General features: G+C 66.0%; 21 protein-coding genes. 7 read left to right on the top strand and 14 right to left on the bottom strand.

The window, feature by feature from the left end; translation table 11 throughout:
• Positions 1 to 18: 18 nt before the first annotated feature.
• From BG83_RS0120710 to BG83_RS0120760, 11 genes are all read right to left on the bottom strand, one after another.
• On the bottom strand, positions 19 to 2,169 hold the full coding sequence (locus BG83_RS0120710) for an ATP-dependent helicase (protein WP_024978512.1): 2,151 nt from the start codon (positions 2,167 to 2,169) through the stop codon (positions 19 to 21).
• A gap of 88 nt (positions 2,170 to 2,257) precedes the next feature.
• Positions 2,258 to 2,575, bottom strand: coding sequence for a hypothetical protein (locus tag BG83_RS0120715; RefSeq protein WP_024978513.1), 318 nt, complete (start codon positions 2,573 to 2,575; stop codon positions 2,258 to 2,260).
• 142 nt (positions 2,576 to 2,717) lie between these two features.
• Positions 2,718 to 3,050, bottom strand: coding sequence for a YnfA family protein (locus tag BG83_RS0120720; RefSeq protein WP_024978514.1), 333 nt, complete (start codon positions 3,048 to 3,050; stop codon positions 2,718 to 2,720).
• Positions 3,051 to 3,121: 71 nt separating this feature from the next.
• Positions 3,122 to 4,069: a carbohydrate kinase family protein gene (locus tag BG83_RS0120725; protein ID WP_024978515.1), complete on the bottom strand. Its 948-nt coding sequence runs from the start codon at positions 4,067 to 4,069 to the stop codon at positions 3,122 to 3,124.
• Positions 4,066 to 5,565, bottom strand: a complete 1,500-nt coding sequence (xylB, locus tag BG83_RS0120730; protein ID WP_024978516.1) for a xylulokinase — start codon at positions 5,563 to 5,565, stop codon at positions 4,066 to 4,068. Before xylB ends, BG83_RS0120725 begins: the two co-directional genes overlap by 4 nt.
• A gap of 68 nt (positions 5,566 to 5,633) precedes the next feature.
• Positions 5,634 to 7,049 carry a D-arabinitol 4-dehydrogenase gene (dalD, locus tag BG83_RS0120735; RefSeq protein ID WP_024978517.1) on the bottom strand — a complete coding sequence of 472 codons (1,416 nt, stop codon included), beginning with the start codon at positions 7,047 to 7,049 and terminating at the stop codon, positions 5,634 to 5,636.
• 28 nt (positions 7,050 to 7,077) lie between these two features.
• A complete protein-coding gene (locus tag BG83_RS0120740; protein ID WP_024978518.1) occupies positions 7,078 to 8,178 on the bottom strand; it encodes an ABC transporter ATP-binding protein in 1,101 nt (366 codons plus the stop codon).
• 34 nt (positions 8,179 to 8,212) lie between these two features.
• Positions 8,213 to 8,929, bottom strand: a complete 717-nt coding sequence (locus tag BG83_RS0120745; RefSeq protein WP_024978519.1) for an HAD family hydrolase — start codon at positions 8,927 to 8,929, stop codon at positions 8,213 to 8,215.
• Positions 8,926 to 9,747, bottom strand: a complete 822-nt coding sequence (locus BG83_RS0120750; protein ID WP_024978520.1) for a carbohydrate ABC transporter permease — start codon at positions 9,745 to 9,747, stop codon at positions 8,926 to 8,928. The genes BG83_RS0120745 and BG83_RS0120750 overlap by 4 nt, the downstream gene beginning before the upstream one ends.
• Positions 9,744 to 10,733 (bottom strand): carbohydrate ABC transporter permease, encoded by a 990-nt coding sequence (locus BG83_RS0120755; protein WP_419177613.1) that lies wholly within the window; start codon positions 10,731 to 10,733, stop codon positions 9,744 to 9,746. The genes BG83_RS0120750 and BG83_RS0120755 overlap by 4 nt, the downstream gene beginning before the upstream one ends.
• Positions 10,733 to 12,082, bottom strand: coding sequence for an ABC transporter substrate-binding protein (locus BG83_RS0120760; protein ID WP_024978522.1), 1,350 nt, complete (start codon positions 12,080 to 12,082; stop codon positions 10,733 to 10,735). The genes BG83_RS0120755 and BG83_RS0120760 overlap by 1 nt, the downstream gene beginning before the upstream one ends.
• A 192-nt stretch (positions 12,083 to 12,274) precedes the next feature.
• Between BG83_RS0120760 and BG83_RS0120765 the strand changes: the two genes are divergently transcribed.
• Together BG83_RS0120765 and BG83_RS0120770 are read left to right on the top strand one after the other, a co-directional pair.
• Positions 12,275 to 13,228: a sugar-binding transcriptional regulator gene (locus tag BG83_RS0120765; RefSeq protein ID WP_024978523.1), complete on the top strand. Its 954-nt coding sequence runs from the start codon at positions 12,275 to 12,277 to the stop codon at positions 13,226 to 13,228.
• Positions 13,229 to 13,249: 21 nt separating this feature from the next.
• Positions 13,250 to 13,558: a DUF1272 domain-containing protein gene (locus BG83_RS0120770; RefSeq protein WP_024978524.1), complete on the top strand. Its 309-nt coding sequence runs from the start codon at positions 13,250 to 13,252 to the stop codon at positions 13,556 to 13,558.
• An 18-nt stretch (positions 13,559 to 13,576) separates the two neighbouring features.
• Here the strand turns inward: BG83_RS0120770 and BG83_RS0120775 are convergent, their stop codons facing one another.
• Positions 13,577 to 14,605 (bottom strand): TraB/GumN family protein, encoded by a 1,029-nt coding sequence (locus BG83_RS0120775; RefSeq protein ID WP_024978525.1) that lies wholly within the window; start codon positions 14,603 to 14,605, stop codon positions 13,577 to 13,579.
• A gap of 41 nt (positions 14,606 to 14,646) precedes the next feature.
• Positions 14,647 to 15,258 (bottom strand): TetR/AcrR family transcriptional regulator, encoded by a 612-nt coding sequence (locus tag BG83_RS0120780; protein ID WP_024978526.1) that lies wholly within the window; start codon positions 15,256 to 15,258, stop codon positions 14,647 to 14,649.
• 177 nt (positions 15,259 to 15,435) lie between these two features.
• Between BG83_RS0120780 and BG83_RS0120785 the strand changes: the two genes are divergently transcribed.
• Positions 15,436 to 16,890, top strand: a complete 1,455-nt coding sequence (locus BG83_RS0120785; protein WP_080693704.1) for an MFS transporter — start codon at positions 15,436 to 15,438, stop codon at positions 16,888 to 16,890.
• A gap of 12 nt (positions 16,891 to 16,902) precedes the next feature.
• On the opposite strand, the gene BG83_RS0120790 is transcribed toward BG83_RS0120785, so the two are convergent.
• On the bottom strand, positions 16,903 to 18,081 hold the full coding sequence (locus BG83_RS0120790) for a hypothetical protein (protein WP_419177615.1): 1,179 nt from the start codon (positions 18,079 to 18,081) through the stop codon (positions 16,903 to 16,905).
• Between the two features lie 185 nt (positions 18,082 to 18,266).
• Here BG83_RS0120790 and BG83_RS0120795 point away from each other — a divergent pair, with 185 nt between their 5' ends.
• From BG83_RS0120795 to BG83_RS0120810, 4 genes are all read left to right on the top strand, one after another.
• Complete coding sequence (locus BG83_RS0120795) at positions 18,267 to 18,668, top strand: DUF2946 domain-containing protein (RefSeq protein ID WP_024978529.1); 402 nt, start codon at positions 18,267 to 18,269, stop codon at positions 18,666 to 18,668.
• An 84-nt stretch (positions 18,669 to 18,752) separates the two neighbouring features.
• Positions 18,753 to 21,071, top strand: a complete 2,319-nt coding sequence (locus tag BG83_RS0120800; protein WP_024978530.1) for a TonB-dependent receptor — start codon at positions 18,753 to 18,755, stop codon at positions 21,069 to 21,071.
• Positions 21,071 to 22,324, top strand: coding sequence for a sialidase family protein (locus tag BG83_RS0120805; protein ID WP_024978531.1), 1,254 nt, complete (start codon positions 21,071 to 21,073; stop codon positions 22,322 to 22,324). Before BG83_RS0120800 ends, BG83_RS0120805 begins: the two co-directional genes overlap by 1 nt.
• Positions 22,321 to 22,863, top strand: a complete 543-nt coding sequence (locus tag BG83_RS0120810; protein ID WP_024978532.1) for a redoxin domain-containing protein — start codon at positions 22,321 to 22,323, stop codon at positions 22,861 to 22,863. The genes BG83_RS0120805 and BG83_RS0120810 overlap by 4 nt, the downstream gene beginning before the upstream one ends.
• Positions 22,864 to 22,917: the final 54 nt, after the last annotated feature.

Raw genomic sequence — 22,917 nt, forward strand, 5'->3', positions numbered from 1 at the left:
CTTCGGCCGCCGCGCTGGCTACTTTTTCCAGTAGCCGCGCATCTTCTGGCTCAGGTCTACCTTGGCTGCGGCACGCGCTTCTGCCGCAGGGTCCGCGCCGGGCTCCGGTTCCGGCCATGCACACGCTTCGAACATCGGCAGCAGCGCAGGCGGAATGAACCGCGTGCGCGACGCGTAGATGTGCCGATCGCCATTGGGTGTTTGCTGCGTGACGTAGAAGCGCTGGGGCACCAGGATGTCCAGGTGCTCGCGCGCACGGGTCATCGCCACGTAGAGCAGCCGGCGTTCTTCTTCCAGTTCTTCATGCGAACCGGCGCCCAGATCGGCCGGCATGCAGCCGTCCACGGCGTTCAGCACATACACCGCCTTCCACTCCTGGCCTTTCGATGAGTGGATGGTCGAGAGGATCAGGTAGTCCTCATCGCGGTACGGGTCGCCCGATTCATCGCTGGTCAGCTCGGGCGGGTCGAGTGTCATCTCGGTCAGGAAGCGCTCGCGCGTGGCGTACGTGGCGGCCATGCGGGCGAGCTGATCCAGATCGCCCTGGCGCACGGCTGCGTCGTCGTGCAGGCGTTCCATGTGCGGCGCGTACCAGGCGCCTACGGCTTCGAGTTCGCCGGCCCATTGCAGGCTGTCTTTGGGCGCGCGCAGGGTTTGCATGAGCGCGATCAGCGTAGACCAGTCGCCGGCCAGGCGTGCCGGTGGCTCGTAGGCAAGCAGAGCGGCAATCGGGTCCGCCGCTTCGGCCATGGCGTCGAGCACGCGTGCCGCCGTGGCAGGGCCTGCACCCGGCAGCAGCTGGATCACGCGAAACCCGGCGATGCGGTTGCGCGGGTTCTCGGCCCAGCGCAGCACCGAGAGCACATCCTTCACATGCGCGGCTTCCAGAAACTTGAGGCCGCCGTATTTCACGAACGGGATGTTGCGGCGCGTGAGTTCGATCTCCAGCGGCGCGCTGTGGCTCGCGGTGCGGAACAGCACCGCCTGCGATTTCAGCGTCAGCCCGCCTTCCCGGTGATGCAGCACCTGCTCGGCCACGCAACGCGCCTGCTCGGCTTCATCGCGCACCGAAATCAAACGCGGACGATGCGTCGATGCGCGGTCCGTCCACAACGTCTTGGCAAAGCGCTCCGTTGCGAAGCGCATCACGCCGTTGGAGGCATCCAGAATCGGCTGCGTCGAACGGTAATTGCGCTCCAGCAGCACCGTGTGCGCGGGCCGCGAAAAGTGGCGCGGAAAGTCGAGGATGTTGCGCACCGTCGCGGCGCGAAATGCGTAGATCGATTGTGCGTCATCGCCCACCACGGTAACGCCGCGGCCGTCGGGTCGCAGCGCACGCAGGATGGACGACTGCAGCCGGTTCGTGTCCTGGTATTCGTCGACGAGGATGTGGTCGAAGCGTGCGCCAATCTCGGCCGCCAGTTCCGCGTCGGACACCATCGCGTGCCAGTAGAGCAGCAGGTCGTCGTAGTCGAGCACGTGCTGCGCCTGCTTGGCTTCGACATACGCATCGAACAGCGTGCGCAACTGCGTTTCCCACATCGCGCACCACGGAAAGTGGTGCTTGAGCACGGCGTTCAGCGGGCTCTCGGCGTTGATGGCGCGCGAGTAGATCGCGATGCACGTCTGCTTGAGCGGGAAGCGGCGCTCCTTGGTCGACAGGTTGAGCTCATGGCGCACGACGTTGAGCAGATCGGCCGAGTCGCTGCGGTCATGGATGGTGAAATCGGGCGCGAGGCCGACGCGCTCGGCGTATTCACGCAGCAGGCGCGCGCCGATGCCGTGGAAGGTGCCGGCCCAGGGCAGGGTGGTTTTGTAGGACGTGCCGGCCGAATTGAGGGCGTTGTTTGATCGCTCGCCCTGCATGGCGCGCGCCAGCAGGTGGCCGGCGCGGTTGGACAGCTCGCTCGCCGCCCGCCGGGAGAACGTCAGCAGCAGGATGCGTTGCGGATCGGCCCCGTTGGCTACCAGATGCGCCACGCGCCAGCCCAGCGTGTGCGTCTTGCCGGACCCAGCACCGGCCAGCACGAGGAGCGGCCCGGTTTCCGCCGCGTCCGCCCCGGAAATGCCGAACTCGACCGCCTGGCGCTGTTGGTCGTTCAGTTGGGCCAGGTAACCGGGGCTGGCCGGGGCATTGGCGGTGTCTGGGGGGGAGGAGGCGGCAAGCACGGCAGGGCGTCACAAAAAATAACTGTATGAATATACAGCACTGTGTCGCCTGCTTTCGGAAAGTGAGGGCGGTGAATGGAAGGGCCGATCAGATCCCGTCCCGCAGCGTCTTCGCGAAGTCCTGCGGTGAAGCCCGCCGGTTGACGGCTTCCACCAGGTCCGCCAGGAACCAGGGCAGCACGAGCTGCGTGCCCGGATCACTCAGACCGACGCGTAGCCGGTCAGGAGATGCCGGTTCGGCGGCTTTGGCGGGCTGGATCGGCTGGGCCGGCTGGCTGTGCGCGAGCATCCCCTGCAAGTCCTGATCGGTGAACGTGAAGGTCGACGTGGTCAGGGCCGAAGCGGACATTGCTGCCGACATCAGCGTGGCGGCCACGACAAGGTGTTTGAGGGTGTTGGCAGGCATCGTGGCCTCCAGAACAGAACGGTTGGGTGAGTAGGTGACCGGCGCGCAGCGCGATGGCCGCAGCCATGATCCCCCCTCCGATCCTGGCGGTGGCTTAGGGTTCCGTTTCGCTCAGGAAAACCTAAATATCTGCGCAATTCGATCAGTTGGCCTGCGGTTGCAGGGCGATCACCGCCATGCCCGTCAGCGCAATGGCCGCGCCGCCGATGTCCCAGCGCGTGAGCGTCACCCCGTCGACCAGGCGCAGCCACGCCAGCGCCACGGCGATATACATGCCGCCGTATGCGGCATAGGTGCGGCCGGCTGCGGTCGGGTGCAATGTCAGCAACCATGCAAACAGCGCCAGCGAGGCGGCCGCCGGCAGTAAGAGCCAGACCGGCTTGCCCTGCCGCAGCACGAGCCAGGGCAGATAGCAACCGACGATTTCCGCCACGGCGGTGACGGCAAACAGCATGGCAATGCGAAGCAGTTCCAAAGCGGGCCCCGAAGCAATCAAAACGCGGACGGCGCAGATTGTGGCATGCGCCGCCACGATGCCACGTGGTCTTAGGCGTGCGAGGCGGCGTGCGCCTGCAGCAGTGCATCGACTTCCTCTTGCGTGCCCGCATACGCGCCGGCGCGCGTGGCGGTGAGGGCGGCCGCTGCAGCGGCTTGGCGCAAGTGCGCTTGCACGGGCGCGTCGGGCGATTGCAGCAGGCTCGCCAGCCAGCTCCCCATGGCGGCATCGCCGCAGCCGACGGTGTCCGCCACCGGCACGGCAAAGGCCGGTTGCGGGATGCGGGCATCGTCTTCCCCTCGGTGCGCCGCTGCCAGCCATTCCATGCCATCGGCCCCGAGCGTGAGCAGGATGTCGGCTTGCGGCGCGAGGGTGCGCAGCGTACTCAGCGGATCGGCATCCCTGGGAAAAAGCTGGCGCAGATCTTCATCGGACACCTTGATGACAGACGCGATGGCGGCCATGCGCAGCAGCAGCGGCGCGTAGTGCGGTGCGTCCATCGCCGTGCGCCAGTTCGGGTCGAAGGTGATGCGCGTGCCTTGCGCGGCCAGCGTCTCGGCCAGCGCCACCAGGCGGCTGCCCAGCGGCTCGCGCGCGAGGCTGATGCAGCCGAAGTGGGCGATCTCCACGGCGGTTTGCCAGCCGGCGGGCAGGGCTTGCGCATCGAAATGCAGATCGGCGCTGTCATCGCCCACGAAGAAATAGTGCGGCGGCTGGGTGGACGTGACCATTGCCAGCAGCGGCGATCGGTCGACGCGCTGCAGAAAGCGCAGGTCGAGGCCAGCCGCCTGGGAATCTGCGAAGAGCGCATCGCCGAACACGTCGTTGCTGATGGCGCCCGCGTAGCCCGTGGGCACACCCAGACGCGCCGCCACGCGCGCCACATTCCAGCACGCGCCGCCCGGCCGGGCGAGCCACTGGCCGTTGCCCTGGTGCAGAAAATCGGTCAGCGCTTCGCCAAAGACGACGAGGCGGGGCAATGGCAGGGCGTCGGTCATGCGGGCAAGGGCAGGTCAGTCGTGTGGGCGGAAGGCGTAACCGGCAGCGGCGAGGCACGCCGATACAGCGCACGGAATGTCGTCAGCCGTTCAGCAAGGCGCGCGTGGCGTGCGGCATCGGGCCGATACGTGGCTTGCACGGGTGGTTTGGCGCAGACGGCGGCTTCGATGCCGCCATCGGCCATCCAGCCCAGGCGCGCGGCACCGAGCGCGCCACCGGCTTCGCTGCCGATATGCGTTGTCAGTTCGGTGTTGAGCGTGTCGGCCAGCAACTGCGCCCAGAATGGACTGCGCGAGCCGCCGCCCACAAACGAGAGCGATGCAACCTGCGTGCCCGCCGCGCGCAATGCGTCCAGGCCATCCGCCATGCCGAAGGCGACGCCCTCGATCACGGCGTAACCGAGTGCGGCACGGTCGCTGGCGTGTGTGAGGTTGTGGAAATGGCCCTGCGCAAACGCATCGTTGTGCGGCGTGCGCTCACCGCAGAGGTAGGGCAGGAAGAACGGCGCCGACTGGCGTTCGGATTCGGCCAGCGCGGCAATCTCCGGCAGCAGCGTGGCTTCCGGCACGCTCGTCAGACGGCAGAACCAGCGCAGGCAGCTTGCAGCAGACAGCATCACGCTCATCTGGTGCCAACGCCCCGGCAGTGCATGGCAGAACGCGTGCACGGCTTGGGCAGGGTTTGGGCGAAAGCGGTCGTTGACCACAAAGATCACGCCCGACGTGCCCAGCGAGAGGAAGCCATCGCCGGGCTGTGTCGCGCCGATGCCCACAGCGCTGGCCGCGCCGTCGCCGCCGCCGCCTGCAACGATGACGCCATGCGCCAGGCCCCACGCATCGGCCACCTCGGGCAGCAGCGTGCCGCTGGGCGCGCTGCCTTCCACCAGGCTTGGCATCTGGCGGCGTGACAAGCCCGTCGCGGCGAGCAGTTCGTCTGACCACGCGCGCCGTGCAACGTCCAGCCACAGCGTGCCGCCCGCATCGGATGGGTCGGATGCGCGCTCGCCCGTCAGGCGAAGGCGCAGGTAATCCTTGGGCAGCAGCACGCAATCGATGGCGTTGAACACATCGCGCTCATGGCGTGCGCTCCACAGCAGCTTCGGCGCGGTAAAACCGGGCATCGCCAGGTTGCCGGCGACGGTGTGCAGGTTGGGCACGCGGCGGGTGAGTTCAAGGCATTCGGCGGTGCTGCGCGTGTCGTTCCAGAGCATGGCGGGACGCAGCACGCGGTTGCGTGCGTCGAGCAGCACCGCGCCGTGCATCTGGCCCGACAGGCCGATCGCGCGTGTGGCGGCAAAAGCTTCCGGTGCGGCCTCGCGCAGTTTTCCGATGGCGGCACTAGTGGCCTGCCACCAATCTTCCGGCGTCTGCTCGGCCCAGCCCGGGTGCAGTCGCGATACGGTGAGCGGCTCGCCCGCCGTGCCGAGGATGGCGCCCGCTGCATCAAGCAGCAGCACTTTGACTTCCGAGGTTCCGAGATCGATGCCGAGGTACATGGGGCCGCCGGGTCCGGTTGCTTGAACCGTGGATTGTCGCGCGAATCCGCTGATACGTTTGTTGGCAACTAACCGGCCGTGGCGGCTTGCTCGACTGCCAGCCACGCCCTCACACGCTCGATGGCGTTGCGAACAAGGCCGGTGAGCGCTTCCGTGCCCGCGAGGTTGCCCCACAGTGCGGCGTTCCGGCAGTACACCGCAACCGGGTCATCTGCGGAGAGCATGGCTTGCGCGGCAACCGGATCGAACTGGCCATCCTGGTAGACATACGGCAGGGCGCCCGCATGCCAGCGCTCCAGAAATACGAAGAACAGCGCCGGCAGCATCGCCGTGGCAAGCGGCACATGCCCGCGAGCGAAGGACTCCGCCAGTGTGGGCGTGATGAACCCGGGAATTTTCGAAAAGCCGTCTGCTGCCACGCGCTGGTTGGTGTCGCCGATGTGCGGATTGGCGAAACGGTCGAGCACTGTGTCGCGGTAGGCGGCCAAATCGATGGGGCTGGGCTGATTGGCGGTGAGACACGGGATGACATCGTCGGTCACGTAGTTGCCCGCCATGCGGTGGATGGACGGCACAGCAACGCTCTCATCAATGGTGTGCAGCCCCAGCAGCGTGCCGGCCCAGGCGATGCAGCTATGGCTGGCGTTGAGCACGCGAATCTTCGCTTCCTCGTACGGCAGCACCGAAGGGACGAACTCGACGCCCACGCGTTCGAGCGCAGGCCGCCCGGCACGGAAGTCATCTTCCACCACCCATTGCGCAAAGGTTTCGGCCATCACGGGGCAGCGGTCTTGCCAGCCGGTCTGTGCGGCCACGCGATTGCGCAGGGCGTCGGTTGGGCGTGGTGTGATGCGGTCGACCATCGTGTTGGGCGTGCTTGCATGTGCGTCGAGCCATGCAACGAGGCCGCTGTCGCCAGGCTCGCCGCGTAACGCGAGGAACTGGCGCAGGCCACTGCGGAAGCGCTCGCCGTTGTGGCGCAGGTTGTCGCAGTTGAGTAGCGTGAGGGGCGCGCCGCCACGCTGCAAGCGCAGGTGCAGCAGACGGGCCAGTGCACCGTAGAGCGTGCCGGTACCGCCGCGCAGGTCAGCGGCAATGTCCGGCTGTGTTGCGTCGAGTTGGTGCTGCTGGTCGAGGTAGTAGCCGCCCTCCGTCACGGTGAAGGAGATCACCCGCGTGTCGGGCGACGCCCCGATCTCGCACAGCGCCGCGAGTTCGGCATCCCACGGCACGACGGTATCGATGGACTGGATGGGCGTGTACGCGCGATGCCCGGCGGTATCGACGGTCTCCAGCGTGTAGGCGCCGTGCTGGGCGGCAAGGTCACGCAGCAGCGTGCCGGCATCGTCGCGGATATTGCCAAGCGCCAGGCGCCACGACGTGTCGCCGCTCTCGCGAAGGCGATGCAGATACCACGCCTGGTGCGCGCGATGGAAGGAGCCGGCACCCAGGTGCAGCCACGTGGAGGAGTTGGGGGAAGGCATGATCGTGTGCAACGTTGGGGTATGGGCCTCAGGCGGCCAGTTGCGCTTGCAGGCGCGGCAGCGCGCGGCCCTCGGCGTCGAACAGGTGGCAGTGCGTGGCATCCGCAGACAACGTGATGGCGCCGCCGTGCGCGAGCCTGGTGGATTCCGGTACGCGCAGCACAAGGCCGTCGGGTGCTGCCTCACAATCGGCGTGCAGATAAGCCACGTCGCCCAGGGACTCGATATGCGTAACGGTGCCTTGTAGCGCGCCGGCCGCGTCCAGATGCAGATGCTCTGGACGGATGCCGAGCGTGACGGCATCCCCCTCACGCAGCTCACCCGGCGATACGGCCACATGCTGTTGGCCGCCAGCGAGCGCCACGGCCACGCCCGAGGCATCGGCACGCGCGACGGTGCCGCGCAGGAAGTTCATCTTCGGCGAGCCGATGAAGCCCGCCACAAACTGGCTGGCCGGGTGGTGATACAGCGTTTGCGGAGAGCCCACCTGTTCGATGCGTCCGTCACGCAGCACGACGATCTTGTCGGCCAGCGTCATGGCTTCCACCTGATCGTGCGTGACGTAGATCATGGTGGTCTTCAGTGCGTTGTGCAGGCGGGCGAACTCCAGGCGCATCTTCACGCGCAATGCGGCATCCAGGTTTGAGAGCGGCTCGTCAAACAGGAAGACCTTCGGTTCGCGGGTGATGGCACGGCCGATGGCCACGCGCTGGCGTTGACCGCCGGAGAGTTGGCGCGGCTTGCGATCGAGCAGCGCATCAATGTGCAGGACTTCGGCAGCGCGGCGCACGGCAGCGTCGATGGCCTCGCGCTTCATGCCCGACAGCTTTAGCCCGAAGGCCATGTTGTCGTACACGCTCATGTGCGGATACAGCGCGTACGACTGGAACACCATCGCAATGCCGCGCTTGGCGGGCACCACATCGTTCACACGCGTATCGCCGATCAGCAGGTCGCCGCCGTCGATGCCTTCCAGGCCTGCAATCGTGCGCAGCAATGTCGATTTGCCGCAGCCCGAAGGCCCGACGAAGACGACGAATTCGCCATCGGCAATGTCGAGGTTGATGTCGTGCAGGACGGTGTTCTGTTCGTAGCGCTTTTGCAGGTGACGCAGGGTCAGGCTGGCCATGTCGAGGTCTCCTTGTGCGTGTTCGGTGTGCGGATCAGGCGGGCGTGGCGAGGGTCGACGAAAGCGCGTCGGCGAGTGCCCGCATGTCGGTAAAGACGTGCCGCGCGCCGGCGGCCAGCAGACGCTGCGTGGCGACAGCCGGCACATGCGCGACGCCGGCAAAGCCGAATACGGTCAGGCCGGCGGCTCGCGCGGCACGCACGCCGGTGTCACTGTCTTCAATGACGAGGCATTGCGCGGGGCTGGCACCCAGGCCCGCACACGCGGCGAGATACACGTCGGGTGCCGGTTTGGGCCGCGGTGTTTCGTAGGCGCTATAGATATGGTCGCCAAACAGCTCGCGCAGCCCGGCGCGGCGCAGGCTCGCTTCAATGCGCGGGCGGCTGCTGTTGCTGGCAACGGCCTTCGGCTGCGGCAGGGTGGCGAGCAGGTTCGCAATGCCGGGCACCGGCTGCGATTGCGTGGCGCAGTCGTGTTCGACATCGGCCAGCACGGTGGCCAGTTGCGCGTCGGACAGATGAAAGCCAATGCTGCTCTGCAACTCGCTCAGCAGTGCCATGGTGTTCATGCCCAGGCGCGGTTCAAGCATGTCTTCCAGCGCGGCGGATGAAAGATGCGGTATGTGCGGACCCAGCGTGCGGATCAGCGCGCGCAACGCCACCGACTCGCTGTCGATCAAGACGCCGTCGCAGTCGCAGATCAGGTAGGCGGGGGCGCGTTCGTTGGCATATTCGTTGGCGTGTGGCGTCATTTCACGGCCCCGAATGTCAGGCCGCGCACAAGTTGCCGTTGTGCCAGCCAACCCAGCACCAGGATCGGCGCAATGGCCAGTACCGAGGCCGCCGACAGCTTCGCCCAGAACAGCCCCTCGGGGTTGGAGTACGACGCAATGAACACGGTGAGCGGCGCAGCGTCGATGCTGGTCAGGTTCAGGCTCCAGAACGCTTCGTTCCACGACAGGATGAGCAGGAGCAGCGCGGTGGAGGCCAGCCCCGGCAGCATCGTCGGCAGCAACACGTAGACCAGTTCCTGCCAGAGGTTGGCGCCGTCCATGCGCGCGGCCTCCAGAATCTCGCGCGGCACGTCGTTGCAGTAGGTGAAGACCATCCACACGGCAATCGGCAGGTTGGCGAGCGTGTAGACGATCACGAGCGCGGTGATCGAGTCCAACAGCCCCGCCGTCTTCGCCAGCAGGTACACCGGCAGCAGCACGCCCACGGCCGGCATCATCTTGGTCGACAGCATCCAGAGCAGCACCTGCTGCGTGCGCTTGTTCGGGAAGAACGCCATCGCATATCCCGCCGGAATGGCAATCGCCAGCGCCAGCAGCGTGGAGAGGATCGACACCGCCAGCGAGTTGCCGAGAAAGCTCGGGTAGTGCGCGCGCTCCAGCACTTCGCGGAAGCTGTCGAGCGTGGGCGTAAACCACAGCGTGGGCGTATAGGCGTCCTGCTCGGTCTTGAAGGCAGTGAGCGCTGCCCACGCGATGGGGAAGAACAGCACCAGGGCGATCGCCCAGGCCAGCACGCCGGCAAGCCGCGTGCGCCAGGTTGAGGTGAGGGCGCTCATTGCTCGTGCACTCCCTTCAGGTTGCGGGCCAGCATGCGGACGAGGAAGAACGCCACCACGTTTGCCAGCACGACTGCCACGATGCCGCCCGCCGACGCAATGCCGATGTCGAACTGCTGCAAGCCGAGGCTGTAGACGAAGTAGGCGAGGTTGGTCGTGGCCGTGCCGGGGCCGCCTGCGGTGGTGGTGTGGATTTCGGCAAAGATCGAGAGCAGGAAGATGGTCTCGATCATCACCACCACGGCAATCGCGCGCTTCAGGTGTGGCAGCACGATGTGCCAGAAGATGCGCACGGGGCTCGCGCCGTCAAGCTGCGCGGCCTCCTTCTGCTCGGGGTCGAGCGATTGCAACGCCGTCAACAGGATCAGGAAGGCGAATGGCGTCCACTGCCACGCAACGATGATGATCACGGAGAGCATCGGCTGTGTCGCGAGCCAATCCACCGGCTCGACGCCGAACAGGCGCGCCACCCACGCGGCCAGACCGTACACGGGGTGCAGCATCATGTTCTTCCAGATGAGCGCTGCCACCGTCGGCATGACAAAGAACGGGCTGATCACCAGAATGCGCGCCACACCGCGCCCCGCAAACGGCAGGTCGAACAGCACGGCCAGCAACGTGCCCGCCACGACGCTGATCACCAACACCGAGCCGATCAGCACTAGCGTGTTGCCGATGGCCGGCCAGAAGGCGGGGTCTTCGATCAGGAAGCGGTAGTTGTCGAGCCCTGCCAGGCCGGTCTGATCAGGGTTGAGCAGGTTGTAGCGGCTGACGGAGAAATACAGCGTCATCGCCAGCGGCACCGTCATCCACAACAGCAGGACCAGCACCGACGGCGACACCAGCAGCGTTGGCAGCCAGTGCCGGGCGCGTTGGGCTGGCACCGATGCCGGTGAGGGCGTGCCACCCACGCCGCTCATCTGCGATTTCGGGTGCGACTCCAATACGTGTTCCATGAAACCTCCGGGGCGCAGCAGCGGCTGCATCACTTCAGATAGCCGCCTTGGCGCATCGCCCGCTGTGCCTGCGATTGCGAGACACGGAGCGCGTCGTCCACGGTCGTCTTACCCGTGAGCGCGCCGGCAATCGCCTGGCCAACCACCGTGCCCAGCGACTGGAACTCAGGAATCGTCACGAACTGCACGCCGGTGTACGGCACCTTCTGCGCGGACGGATCGTTCGGGTTGGCGGTCTCGATGGCGTGGCGCACGAAGCTCGAGAACGGCGCGGCCTTCTGGTAGGCCGGGTCGTCATACGTCGATGCGCGCGTGCCCGGCGGCACCTCGCCCCAGCCCTGGGCGCTTGCGACGGCGCGGATGTATTCCTTGGATGTCGCCCACGCCGCAAACGTCTTGGCGGCCTCCGGTGATTTCGACGATTTCGGCACCGCAAGCGCCCAGATCCACAGCCAGTGCGAGCCCTTCGGTGTGCTGGCGATGGGTGCATTCGCAAAGCCCACCTTGTCGGCCACCTTGGAATCCTTCGCGCTGCTGACCATACCCGCGGCGACGGTCGCGTCGATCCACATGCCGCACTTGCCGCCCGAGAACAGCACGAGGTTTTCATTGAAGCCGTTGCTGCTCGCGCCAGGGGGGCCGTACTTCTTCAGCAGGTCGACATACGTGTTGACCGCCTGTTTCCACTGCGGCGTGTCGATGGTCGGTTGCCATTTCTCGTCGAACCAGCGGCCGCCGAACGTGTTGACCATGGTGGACACCAGCGCCATGTTTTCGCCCCAGCCCGCCCGGCCGCGCAGGCAGATGCCGTACACACCCTTGGCGGGGTCGTGCAGCTTGGCGGCGAACTTGGCAATGTCGTCATACGTGGGCTGCTCGGGCATCTTCAGGCCCGCCGCGCTGAACAGATCGCGCCGGTAATACGTCATCGAGCTTTCGGCATAGAACGGCACGGCGAAGAGCTTGCCGCCCTGCGAGAGCCCGTCGCGCACGGTCGGCAGCAGGTCGGCCGTGTCGTAGCTGGCGGGCATGTCCAGCGGGGCGAGCCAGCCTTTCTTGGCCCACAGCGGCGCTTCGTAGCCGCCGATCGTCATCAGGTCGAACTGGCCGCTGCCGGTGGCGATGTCGGTGGTCACGCGCTGGCGCAGCACACCTTCTTCCAGCGTGACCCAGCGCAGTTTGATGTCGGGGTGCGCCTGCTCGAACTGGCTCGACAGCTTCTGCAACACGATCATGTCGGGGTTGTTGATCGTGGCGATCGTGAGCGTGGTGGGCGCGGCGTGCGCAGAGACAGCGCAGAGAGCGGGGAGGGCAGCGAGGGCGGTCAGCTTGAGTAGTTGGGATGGGCGGGCCATCCCGCGCAGAAGCGTGCGGAACATGCAGTCGTCTCCTTTCTTGGAATTTGGCGATGCGGGCGCACCGCCTGGACTTGCTTCAGGATTTGAGCAATTGTCCTTGTTGTGAGCAAATAATCGGATGTGAGTTTGCGCTTGTCAAGCAAATGCTCGGTGAAAGGGCAAAAGCACGCTACGATGCATGCGATATCGCCAGGGTTCTAGAGGAGGCGCTGCGTGTCCAAGCAGCAGGAAAAACGAGACCAGGCCGCGCGCGCGGCGTGGCTTTACTACGTGGGCAACCACACGCAACACGACATCGCCGAGCAGTTGGGCGTGTCGCGCCAGATCGCCCAGCGGCTGATTGCCTATGCGGTAGAGCATGGGCTGGTGAAGGTGCGTGTGACGCACCCGGTGTCAGCGTGTCTGGAGTTGGCAGAGAACCTGCGCAGCCGTTTCCGGCTGGAGACCTGCCATGTGGTGCCGGCCAGTGCCGACGATGCAGGCGCCGCACAACGCATGATTGCAGTGGCCGCCGCGGAAATCATGGAGCGCCACCTGTTGGCCGACGCGCCGCGCGTGGTGAATGTCGGCTCGGGCCGCACGCTGCGCGCCGCGATCGACCAATTGCCGGACCTTGACCGGCCGCAGCATCGCATCGTCTCGATGGTCGGGGCGATTGCGGCGGATGGCTCGTCCAACCGCTACGATGTCGCGCTCGCCGCGGCGGAGAAAACCCGCAGCCGCTATTACCTGCTCCCTGCGCCGCTCGTTGCCGACAGCGCCGAAGACACACGGCAGTGGTGCCAGCACAGGCTCTACGGCGTGGTGGCCGATTTGGCTGCGCAGGCGGATGTCACCTTCATTGGTGTCGGCACGATCGGCCCCGGTTGCGCATTGCAGGTCGATGGCTTCATCAGCGCGAAGGATGTGGAAGATCTGCTTGCCCATGGCGCGGCAGGCGAGCTGATTGGCCGGCCAATCGACGCCCAGGGGCGCTTGCTGGATGTGCCACTGCAGACCCGCACCACCAGCTTGCCGCTCAAGCCGATGCCATCTCGCCCGGTAATCGCCATTGCTGGCGGCGTGGCCAAGGCGGGCGCGATCGGGGCGGCGTTGCGAGGCGGCTGGCTGACCGGTCTTGTGACCGACGAAGCGTGTGCGCAGCGGATGCTGGCTGCAACGGACTGAACTCACCCCACCGAGGACGTGATGCTGGAACTCCGCCCAACCTGCGAACACTGCAACACGGCGCTGCCGCCCGATGCGACCCACGCGCGCATCTGCTCATTCGAATGCACGTTCTGCACGACGTGCGCGGACGGCGTGTTCGGCAATGTGTGCCCGAACTGCGGGGGCGGCTTTACGGCACGGCCGATCCGCCCGTCGAAAGATTGGAAGAACGGCAATTTCCTCGGCGGGCACCCGGCCAGCACGATGGTCAAGCATCGTCGGGCCGACCTGGCCGCGCATGCCGAACTGGCAGCGGCTGTCGGATCGACGCCGCCGCAAAGGCGCTGACCGGATAACGCGTACGGGCTAACGCGGTACCGCCGGCGGCAACACTGGCGTGACCTTGTATCCGCGCGCGGCCAGCAGCGCCGGAATCCCCTTGGGCCCGATCATGTGCAACGCGCCCACAGCGCCAAACACGCGCTGGCCGCTGTTGTGCACGCGTGCAATGTTTTCAGCCATGGCGCGGTTGCGGTTCGTCACCAGGCGTTGGAAGGCGCGTTTATCCGTCGCCGTCTTCAGGCAATCGCACCACTGCGGATAGTGCTCCAGCGTGCTGATGTCGCTGTCGGCCCAGGCATTGGCGAGCGTGAGCGTCTGCGTGCGCGCCTCGCCCGATTCAATCGCGTCGAGCACGGTATCGAATTGCTGCGCAACCTCGTTCTTCGGCACGATCTCGTTGAGCACGCGCACCTGCTGCGCCAGCGTTTCGAGCGGCACGATGGGCAAGTGCACGCTCTTGGCGTAGGTCGTGAGAAACAGGTCGATGCCGAAATCGGGATAGAGCCCGTCCGTGCGCACCCCCAGCACCGCCAGCGAGGCCAACTGCATGGTCGGCTGGAACTTGCGGATCTGTATGAGGGCCGTGTCGGGCAGGCACGCCGCAGAGAGCAGCTTGTTGAAGCGTTCACCGCGCCGGCCCGCCATGAGGCGGCGGTCTTCGGCGGGGTTGCTCGTGGTGAGCGGCTTGCGGTCGGTGTCCTTGTCGAGCAGGTCGAGTTCGAGCGCGATGCTGTCAACCTGCTGAAGCGCGCTGCGCACGGCCGGGCCGGGCAGCATCCAGTCGGCCCGCGCGACATGGATCGTCCCGTAGAGCCACGAGGTGTGACCGTTCTTTTCGATACGCCAGAGCAGGCCGTGGTCGGTCGCGCGTTGCGCGGCGGCGGCCCAGCCGTCCTTGGGGATGAAGCTGGAGGCCGGGGGCGGACAGTTCGTGGCCGGGGCCTGTGCTTGTGTTTGTGCGGGCGTTGCGTCTTGCGCGAGGGCGGCGCCTGCGCCCGTCAGCAGAAAAAACGCGGCCGCCAGCGCGCGCCACGTGGTGCGATTGCCTGCCATTTGGCTGCTCCCCGAAATATTGTTGTGGTCGTCTGTGCAGTTTAGCGGGCGCAGACCATCGCGTCCCACGCGGCCATCGCGCAATCGACGGTCGCGATCAATGCTTCACGCGGGGCGCCGTCGCGCGCCTGGATCGACAGGCCGTTGAGCACGGTCGCGTAGTAACCGCCAAGTGCATCGGCGTTGGCCGTGGCAGGCACGTCGCCTTCATCCATACCGCGGCGGATGCGCGTTCGGATGGCCTCGATGGTTTCCAACCGGATCGCGCGCAAGTCCTCCTGCACCTGCCGATTGGGGGCCGAACACAGCAGCGCGCCGAGCACGACCATGCATCCGCGCGGCGCGTCGGGCTGGCTGAAGGCAAGGGCGTTGCTGCGCAAAAGCGCGTCGATGGATTCGCGCGCCGTAGCAGGTTCCGTCAGGGCGATGGCCGTGGTGCTGCCCGCCGTCTGCCGGTACAGCGCAACGGCCTCGCGAAAGAGCGCTTCCTTCGAACCAAATGCCGCGTAGAAGCTTGGCGCGGTGATGCCGCCCATCGCCAGCTTGAGTTCGTCGAGCGTGGTGCCTTCGTAGCCGCGCGCCCAGAACACGGTCATGGCCTGGCGCAAGGCTTCGTCGCGATCAAAGGTGCGGGGGCGTCCTCGTGTCGCCATGATGAAGTCCTGAAATCCCTATTTCTGTACTGGTCAATATATTAATCCTTGACGCCGGTCGTGTCGCCTCGTTAATTTGTATACCGATCGATACAAAAATAAGAGGCTCCCTTGAATACGACGATTTCGCATCGCCCAGAGCACGCCGGGCGCTGGCTGGTGCTCGCGGCGGTTTGCATGGCGGGGCTGGTCCTGCCGCTGTCTTTCACCGGTGCGGCGGTGGCCACGCCGGCCATCGGACGTGCGCTGGGCGGCAGTGCCACGGCGCTCAACTGGGTCGTCAACGGCTTCATGCTGGCCTTCGGCAGTTGCCTGATGGTGGCAGGAGCGATGGCCGATTCGTATGGCCGCAAGCGCGTGTTCGCCAGCGGGATCGCGCTGTTCGTGCTGGCATCGATTGGCGTCGCGCTGGCGCCCAGCGTGAACGCCATCGGGTGGTTGCGCGCGCTGCAGGGCGTGGCGGCGGCGATGTCGCTGGCGGGTGGCTCGGCTGCGCTGGCACAGGAGTTTGATGGGCATGCGCGCATTCGCGCCTTCAGCCTGCTGGGGACGACCTTTGGCGTGGGTTTGGCCTTCGGGCCGTTGATTGCGGGCGCGCTGGTGCAGACGCAAGGCTGGCGCGCCATCTTCGTGCTGTGCGCGGCGGTGGGCGCGCTGGCTTTTGTGTTTGGCGTGCCGCGCATGCGGGAAACGCGCGATCCCGATGCGCGTGGCGTGGATTGGGCCGGCGCCGCAAGCTTTACGGCCACGCTTGTCCTGCTCACGTGGGCGCTGATGGAAGTGCCCGAGCGCGGCTGGGGCGACGGCATGGTGCTGGCGTTGTTCACTGCGTCAGCGCTTGGGCTGGCCGTGTTCGTCGCCATCGAGCAGCGCGTGGTCAGGCCGATGCTCGATCTCTCGCTCTTCCGTTTCCGTCGTTTTGTCGGCGTGCAGTTCTTGCCGCTCGCCACGGCGTGCTATGTGGCGATGCTGGTGCTGCTGCCCGCACGCCTCATCGGCATCGAGGGGCAGGGCGAAACCGAGGCAGGCATCACGATGATTGCCTTGTCGCTCCCGTTGCTGGTGGTGCCGCTGCTGGCGGTGCAACTCGCGCATCGGTGGTCCGCGGCGGCGCTCACGTGTGGCGGGCTGCTGGTGGCGGCGATGGGCTTCTGGTGGCTGGGCGATGTCGCGCCAGGTCAGCCGGCAGCCGCATGGATTCTGCCGATGCTGCTAACAGGCTTCGGCACCGGTTTCGCGTGGGGGCTGATGGATGGCCTGTCGGTGAGCGTGGTGCCCAATGAGCGCGCGGGTATGGCCACCGGCATCTTCAGCACCACGCGCGTGGCTGGGGAAGCGGTTACGCTGGCCGTGGTGGGCGCAGTGCTGACGGCGCTCATCGTTTCGCAGGCCGGCGCGTCCGGCAGCGCGAACGTGGCGACCTGGATGGAGGCCGCACACCGCACCGCCATGGGCAACGTGCCCGCAGCGTTGGCGCTGCTGCCGGCCGGATCGGCGCCGACGCTCATCTCGGCCTACGTTGTCGCGTTTGCGCAGATTGCCCATGCGCTGGCCGTCGTATCCGTGGTGTCGGCGGCGGTGGTGTGGGGCCTGCTCGGCCGCACGCAGGCGGTGCCGGTGGCAGCGGTTTGACGATCAGAGGCGCTACTTGCTCAACCGCGGCGGCACGGCATGGGCGCCCCGCGTCTCGCGAAACCACAGCGCCAGGCTTTCGTCTTCCAGCGCGTAGGCGCCGCGTGACTCCTTCCAGATCAGGTTCTTGTCGCGTAGCGCGTCAAGCGCGGCTTGCACCGTGGCGGTGGAAAACTCGCTGTGGCCCAGCTTTGCCGCATACGCCTTCATCGAGTCTTCAGAAAAAGGCGAATAGCCTTGCCCGCGCTCGATCAGCACCGCCAGCACGGCACGCTGGATTTCCGTCAGCGCGCTGTAATCGCTTTCGATCTCGCCCCAGATGCGATCGCGAAAACCCTGCGCGCCGCGCTTGAGCAACTCGCCCAGGCTGGCGGCTTCGCCCAGCTCCAGGGCGATCTCGCTGACGATGCCCTTGAGCATCTCCGGCCGGTGGCCGACCAACTGGAAGGCGGCAAACATGTCGTCCTCCTTGAACTGGTTATTCGGCGCCAGGTGCTGGTTGACCCACGCCGTGTACGCCGACACATACGGCCGGCCCAGCAGCGGGAAGTTGGTCACGCGCGAGCCGAAAAACGGCTGCGTGCGATTGAGCAGCAGGTTGGCAAGCTTGTCGCGGTTCGACCCTGTAAAGACGAGGAACAGGCGGGGCTCGTCCACACCCTGGTTCATCTGGTCCCGCGCTGCCTTGAGCGCGAACATGGCGTTGGTGCCTGCCTCGGTAGACAGCGCGTGCTGCGCCTCATCGATGATCAGCACGACGGGCCGCTGCGCCGCCTTGTAGAGCACGTCCAGCGCGTCGGCCAGCGTGATGCCCGGCGGCAGCCCAATCTTGCCGAGGTTGAAGGTGAAGGTGCGCAGCACGTCGACCTTTTCCATGCCGGCCTGCTTGGCGAGCTTCGCGATCGGCCCGTCGAACTGGGCCAGCTTCGATTTGATGGCATCGGCGATCAGGAGGCCTGGGTCGCGCGCGCGGTCGGCCCATAAATCCACGTAGATGGCGATCCACTTGCGGCGCTCGACCTCGGGCACCAGATCTTCGCGCAGGAACGTGCTTTTGCCCGTGCGCCGGGGCGCCGCCAGGAAGAGCCCCGAACGCGCGTCGGCCAAGCCCTTGCCTTCCAGGCTGTCGCACAGCGTGTTGGCAAGGTCCTGGCGGTGGAAGTTGAAGCGGCCGGTGTCGCCGGAGTCGATTCGGGAATCCATGGAAAGCCCTGTTTTAGACCTGATTATGGAAATCGGTATAAATTATAGTCGAATCTATAATTAGGCCTAATTCGGCTCGAATTGAACGTTCTTTGATCTGCGTGGCAGTCCGTCGCAGGCAAATTGTGGAATCTTGTGTAGCGCTATACTCGCGCAGCTTGCCACCCGTCTCCATGTTCTCTCGCCGCTGGCTCTTCCTCGTCTGGCTTGCGATCGTACTGAACGTACTGTCGCCGGTGCTCGCTTCCGCTCGCGCGGCGGCCACGGGCACGCTTGCCGTCGAGCTGTGCAGCGCAACGGCACCGCATGGCACCACCGTGCAGGTTGCCATCGACCTCCAAGGCGATGGCTCCGCCGACGATTCGGCGGCCCACCACAGCGTGGCGCACTGTCTGTATTGCCCGGGGTTTGCAGCCGGGCTGGCGCTGGCCTCGTTGCCGGCGCTGGATGTTCCTTCCGCCCATTTCGTCTATCGCGTGCGGCAGCCGGCCACCCCGGCGCCCGTCTACGCGCGCAGCGCGCTGCGCGTGGCCGAGTCGCGCGCGCCTCCTGTGTCTCCGTCGTTGTCGATCTGACGCGCCTGCGGGGATGAGCTCCGTGGCGCCTTTGCGTCTGGCCCCGCCTGGGGCCAACGCCATCGCAATCCGGAGATCTTTCCGATGTCATTCCACAAGCGCGCCAGGGCCGCCGCCCCTAAGCGCACGCTGGTGTGCCGTGCTGCGCTCGCCCTGAGCGCGGCGGCACCGTTGTCTGTTGTCGCTGCTGAAGACGCGGCCCCCGTGCCCGTGCCTGTTACACAGGAACTCGCGCCCACCGTGGTGCGGGCCAACGCCAACCCCACTCCATTCGCCCGCAATACGCCGGCGGTCGTGCAAAACGTGACGGCCGATCAACTGGCTGACCGCAACGTCGTCACCACCGAAGACGCGGTCAAATACCAGCCCAACGTGATGGTGCGCCGCCGCTTCATCGGCGACCGCAACTCCATCTTTGCCGGCCGCGATTTCAACGAGATTCAAAGTGCACGCGGCCTGCTGTATGCCGACGGCATCCTGCTCTCGAACCTGCTTGGCTCCAGCTACAGCTACCCGCCGCGCTGGTCGATGGTCGGGCCGGATGACCTTGCGCGCGTAGATATTTTGTATGGACCGTTCTCGGCGCTGCTGCCGGGCAACTCGATGGGTACGACCATCGCGATGACGTTGCGCCGCCCCGAAAAATTCGAGGCCGCCGCGCAGACGCAGGTGATGAGCCAGCATTACAACGATGCATATGGCTTTTCGCGCAACGTCACCGGAAACCACGAAAGCGCATCGCTGGGCGACCGCATCGGCAAGTTCTGGTATGCGCTGTCAGTCGACCGGCTGGAGAACGATAGCCAGCCGATGCAATACGCCACGCCCAACTCCAGGTTCACGGCAGGCGGTACGCCGGTGCCGGTCACGGGTGCGCGGCAGGATGTGGGCCCCAACGGCCAGCCGCGCGTGATTCTCGGGCCGCAGATGCTGGAGCGGACCCAGCAACTGCAAGAGACGGTGCGCCTGGGTTACGTCTTCAGCGACAGCCTGGAGGCGTCGCTCACGCTGGGCCACTGGGAAAACCATTTCAACGATCAGGCGCTCAGCTTCCTGCGCGATGCCGCCGGCAACACTGTCACGGGCGGCAATGTGCTGATCAACGGCACGCCGTACACCATCGCCCCGAACACCTTTGCGCCGCAAAACGGCGATCAGGAAAACTGGCTCTACGGCCTGGGCGTGAAAGGCAAGATCGGTGGCTGGAAGATCGACACCAACGCGTCGGCCTACAACGTCACGCGCGACATCCTGCGCGCGTCCAACACGGCGGCTGGCAATGGGCCCGGCACGGTGTTCTACGGCGACGGCACGGGCTGGTCCAACTTCGACATCAAGGCGACGTCGCCCACGGTGTCCGGCCATACCTTCACGACCGGCTACCACTACGACCAATACCACCTGCGTAACCAGACCTTCAACGCGACCAACTGGTCGACGGAAACGCTATCGACGCTCAAATCCAGCTACCAGGGCGACACGCAAACGCAGGCCGTCTTCATGCAGGACGCGTGGGCGTTTGCACCGCGCTGGCTCGCCACGCTGGGCCTGCGCTACGAAAGCTGGCGCGCCTACAACGGCCAACTGGGCAACGGCACGAGCACGTTGGGCTACGCCAGCCGCACCGAAGACGCGTTCTCGCCCAAGGCCGCCATCCAATGGCAGGCCACGCAAGACACGCTGCTGCGCCTGTCGTACGGCCGTGCGGTGCGTTTTCCGACGGTGGCCGAACTGTTCCAGGGCACGATCAGCGGCAACACGATCGTCAACAACGACCCGAACCTCAAGCCTGAACGCGCCAATGATCTCGACTTCACCGTCGAACAGGCCGTGCCCTACGGCGTGCTGCGTACCAGCCTGTTCCAGAGCGACGTGCGCGACAGCATCTACACGCAGACCAACATCACGGTCACGCCCAACGTGACGAACGTACAGAACGTGGACCACGTGCGCACGCGCGGCATCGAACTGGCGTATTCGGGGCAGGACGTTCTGCAGGATGCGGGTGTGCGCGGCGTGGACGTTGAAGCCAACGTCGCCTTCACGCAATCGAAAACGCTGGCCGACGCCGCCAACCCCACCTACGTCGACAAGACCTGGCCACGCATGCCGCGCGTGCGTGCCAACCTGTTTGCCAGTTGGCACGCCACGCAGGACTGGACGGTGGGCGCAGGCGTGCGCTATTCGGGGCGGCAATACGGCACCCTCGACAACACCGATGTGCTGCCGAACGTCTACGGTGGCACCAGCAGCTTCTTCACCGTGGACCTCAAGGCCAGCTACCGCATCGACAAGCACATCACGCTGGCGCTGGGCGTCGACAACCTGACCGACCGGCGGTACTTCGTGTACCACCCGTATCCGTCACGCACCCTCTATGGACAACTGAAATGGCGCCTGTAATGCAGTCGATTCCTCGATTCCTTGCCGGTGCGCTGCTGGCTCTTGCGGCAACGGTGGCGCTTGCGCACGAAGGCCATGACCACGGCGCCATGGCAGGCAAGGCTGCCGCAAAACCGCAGCTTGCGACGACCGCGGCGTTCGACAAGGCAGGGCGCTTGTGGGTGACCTGGGCGGAAGGCCAGCACGTAGTGATCGCCTCGTCCGACGATCTCGGCAAGACGTTCTCCAGGCCGCAGCGCATCAACCCCCAACCCGAGCCGATCTATACCGACGGCGAGAACCGTCCGAAGGTCATCGTCAGCCCGGACGGTGCGTTGTATGTGAGCTGGTCGCGCCCGCTCGATGCGCCGTACACGGGCTTCGTGCGTTTCTCGCGCTCGCTTGACGGCGGCACGACGTGGAGCGCGCCGATCACCGTCCACCACGACCGCCAGCCGATCACGCACCGCTTCGATTCGATCGCGGTCGACAGCGCGGGCCACATCTTCATCACGTGGATCGACAAGCGCGACCTGCTGCGCGCGCAGGCGGCTAAACAGCCGTACGACGGCGCGGCGGTGTACTACACCGTTTCGACCGACCGCGGCGCCACCTTCGCGCCCGAGCGCAAGGTCATCGACCAGACCTGCGAATGCTGCCGCATTGCGCTGGCGCCCGATGCCGACGGCCACATGCTCGCGCTGTGGCGCAACGTGTTTGCCGGGCAGATTCGCGACCACGCATTGGCGACATTACCGATCGATAACACGCCGCTTGCCGTCACGCGCGCAACGTTCTCGGAATGGCGCGTCGATGCGTGTCCGCACCATGGCCCCGCGTTGGCCGTCACGGCCGATGGCGTGCGGCACATGGCGTGGTTCTCGGTGCTGCAGGACAAGCCTGGCCTGTTTTACCGCCGGCTCTCGGCCGACGGCAAGCCGATCGGCGGCGCATGGTCCTTTGCCGGTTCGGCACAGGCCGGTGCGCAGGCATCGCACCCCGCGCTGCTGGCGGCGGACGGCGCACTGTGGCTGGTGTGGAAACAGTTTGCCGAAGACCGCATGCAGATCCTGCTGCGCAAATCCACCGACGGCGGCACGCACTGGACAGCGCCGGCCAGCATTGCAAACACCGATGGCGGCAGCGATCACCCGCAACTGCTCGCGCGCGATGGCCATGTCTACCTGTCGTGGCGCACGCAGGCCGAGGGCTATCGGCTGATCGATGTCAGTAATGTCGCCCTGTCCAATCCATCATTGGAGGCATCGAAATGAACATTCGATGGAAATCTTTTGCGATGGGCGTGGCGCTATCCGCCGCCGCCTTCACCGCCACCTTCGCCGCCACCTTCGCCGCCACCTTCGCCGCGCAGGCCGCAGGCGCGCTGCAGTTCCAGCCGCTGCGTGCGCGCGATGTGCCTGCGCTGCTGCAGACGCCGCACGCGCGCCCGCTCATCGTCGAAATCTGGTCATTGGAATGCAGCTACTGCCGCGAGAACATCGCCCGTATCGCGCAATGGCGGCGCACCGCCAAGCAAGATGTGGATGTGGTGATGGTGTCGATGGACGGCCCCGACCAGGCCGAGATGCTGAACCGCGCGCTGGCGCCGCTGGCCCGCGACGGAAAGATCGGCATTACACGTGTGCCGCAATACGCCAATGCCGAAGACATGCCGGAGCGCCTGCGTGCTGCGCTCGACCCTGGCTGGCAGGGCGAGATGCCGCGCACGATCATCCTGCGTCCTGACGGCAAGCGCCATGTATCGAGCGGGTTGCTGACGCTGCAGGCGCTGGACACGGCGCTCAGGGATTAATCAGAAAACGACGCGGACCCCCCTCGTTGTTGGGGTATGGCGGGGGGCGCGCAC

It is taken from the genome of Ralstonia pickettii, assembly GCF_000607165.1.
GTDB classification, from domain to species: Bacteria; Pseudomonadota; Gammaproteobacteria; order Burkholderiales; family Burkholderiaceae; genus Ralstonia; species Ralstonia holmesii.

Bases quoted from the DNA above. Each gene is read 5' to 3' on its own strand.
- BG83_RS0120715 (WP_024978513.1), bottom strand. From the start codon at position 2,575: ATGCCTGCCAACACCCTCAAACACCTTGTCGTGGCCGCCACGCTGATG.
- BG83_RS0120725 (WP_024978515.1), bottom strand. From the start codon at position 4,069: ATGACCGACGCCCTGCCATTGCCCCGCCTCGTCGTCTTTGGCGAAGCG.
- xylB (WP_024978516.1), bottom strand. From the start codon at position 5,565: ATGTACCTCGGCATCGATCTCGGAACCTCGGAAGTCAAAGTGCTGCTG.
- dalD (WP_024978517.1), bottom strand. From the start codon at position 7,049: ATGCCTTCCCCCAACTCCTCCACGTGGCTGCACCTGGGTGCCGGCTCC.
- BG83_RS0120740 (WP_024978518.1), bottom strand. From the start codon at position 8,178: ATGGCCAGCCTGACCCTGCGTCACCTGCAAAAGCGCTACGAACAGAAC.
- BG83_RS0120745 (WP_024978519.1), bottom strand. From the start codon at position 8,929: ATGACGCCACACGCCAACGAATATGCCAACGAACGCGCCCCCGCCTAC.
- BG83_RS0120750 (WP_024978520.1), bottom strand. From the start codon at position 9,747: ATGAGCGCCCTCACCTCAACCTGGCGCACGCGGCTTGCCGGCGTGCTG.
- BG83_RS0120755 (WP_419177613.1), bottom strand. From the start codon at position 10,733: ATGCAGCCGCTGCTGCGCCCCGGAGGTTTCATGGAACACGTATTGGAG.
- BG83_RS0120760 (WP_024978522.1), bottom strand. From the start codon at position 12,082: ATGTTCCGCACGCTTCTGCGCGGGATGGCCCGCCCATCCCAACTACTC.
- BG83_RS0120770 (WP_024978524.1), top strand. From the start codon at position 13,250: ATGCTGGAACTCCGCCCAACCTGCGAACACTGCAACACGGCGCTGCCG.
- BG83_RS0120775 (WP_024978525.1), bottom strand. From the start codon at position 14,605: ATGGCAGGCAATCGCACCACGTGGCGCGCGCTGGCGGCCGCGTTTTTT.
- BG83_RS0120780 (WP_024978526.1), bottom strand. From the start codon at position 15,258: ATGGCGACACGAGGACGCCCCCGCACCTTTGATCGCGACGAAGCCTTG.
- BG83_RS0120785 (WP_080693704.1), top strand. From the start codon at position 15,436: ATGGCGGGGCTGGTCCTGCCGCTGTCTTTCACCGGTGCGGCGGTGGCC.
- BG83_RS0120795 (WP_024978529.1), top strand. From the start codon at position 18,267: ATGTTCTCTCGCCGCTGGCTCTTCCTCGTCTGGCTTGCGATCGTACTG.
- BG83_RS0120800 (WP_024978530.1), top strand. From the start codon at position 18,753: ATGTCATTCCACAAGCGCGCCAGGGCCGCCGCCCCTAAGCGCACGCTG.
- BG83_RS0120805 (WP_024978531.1), top strand. From the start codon at position 21,071: ATGCAGTCGATTCCTCGATTCCTTGCCGGTGCGCTGCTGGCTCTTGCG.
- BG83_RS0120810 (WP_024978532.1), top strand. From the start codon at position 22,321: ATGAACATTCGATGGAAATCTTTTGCGATGGGCGTGGCGCTATCCGCC.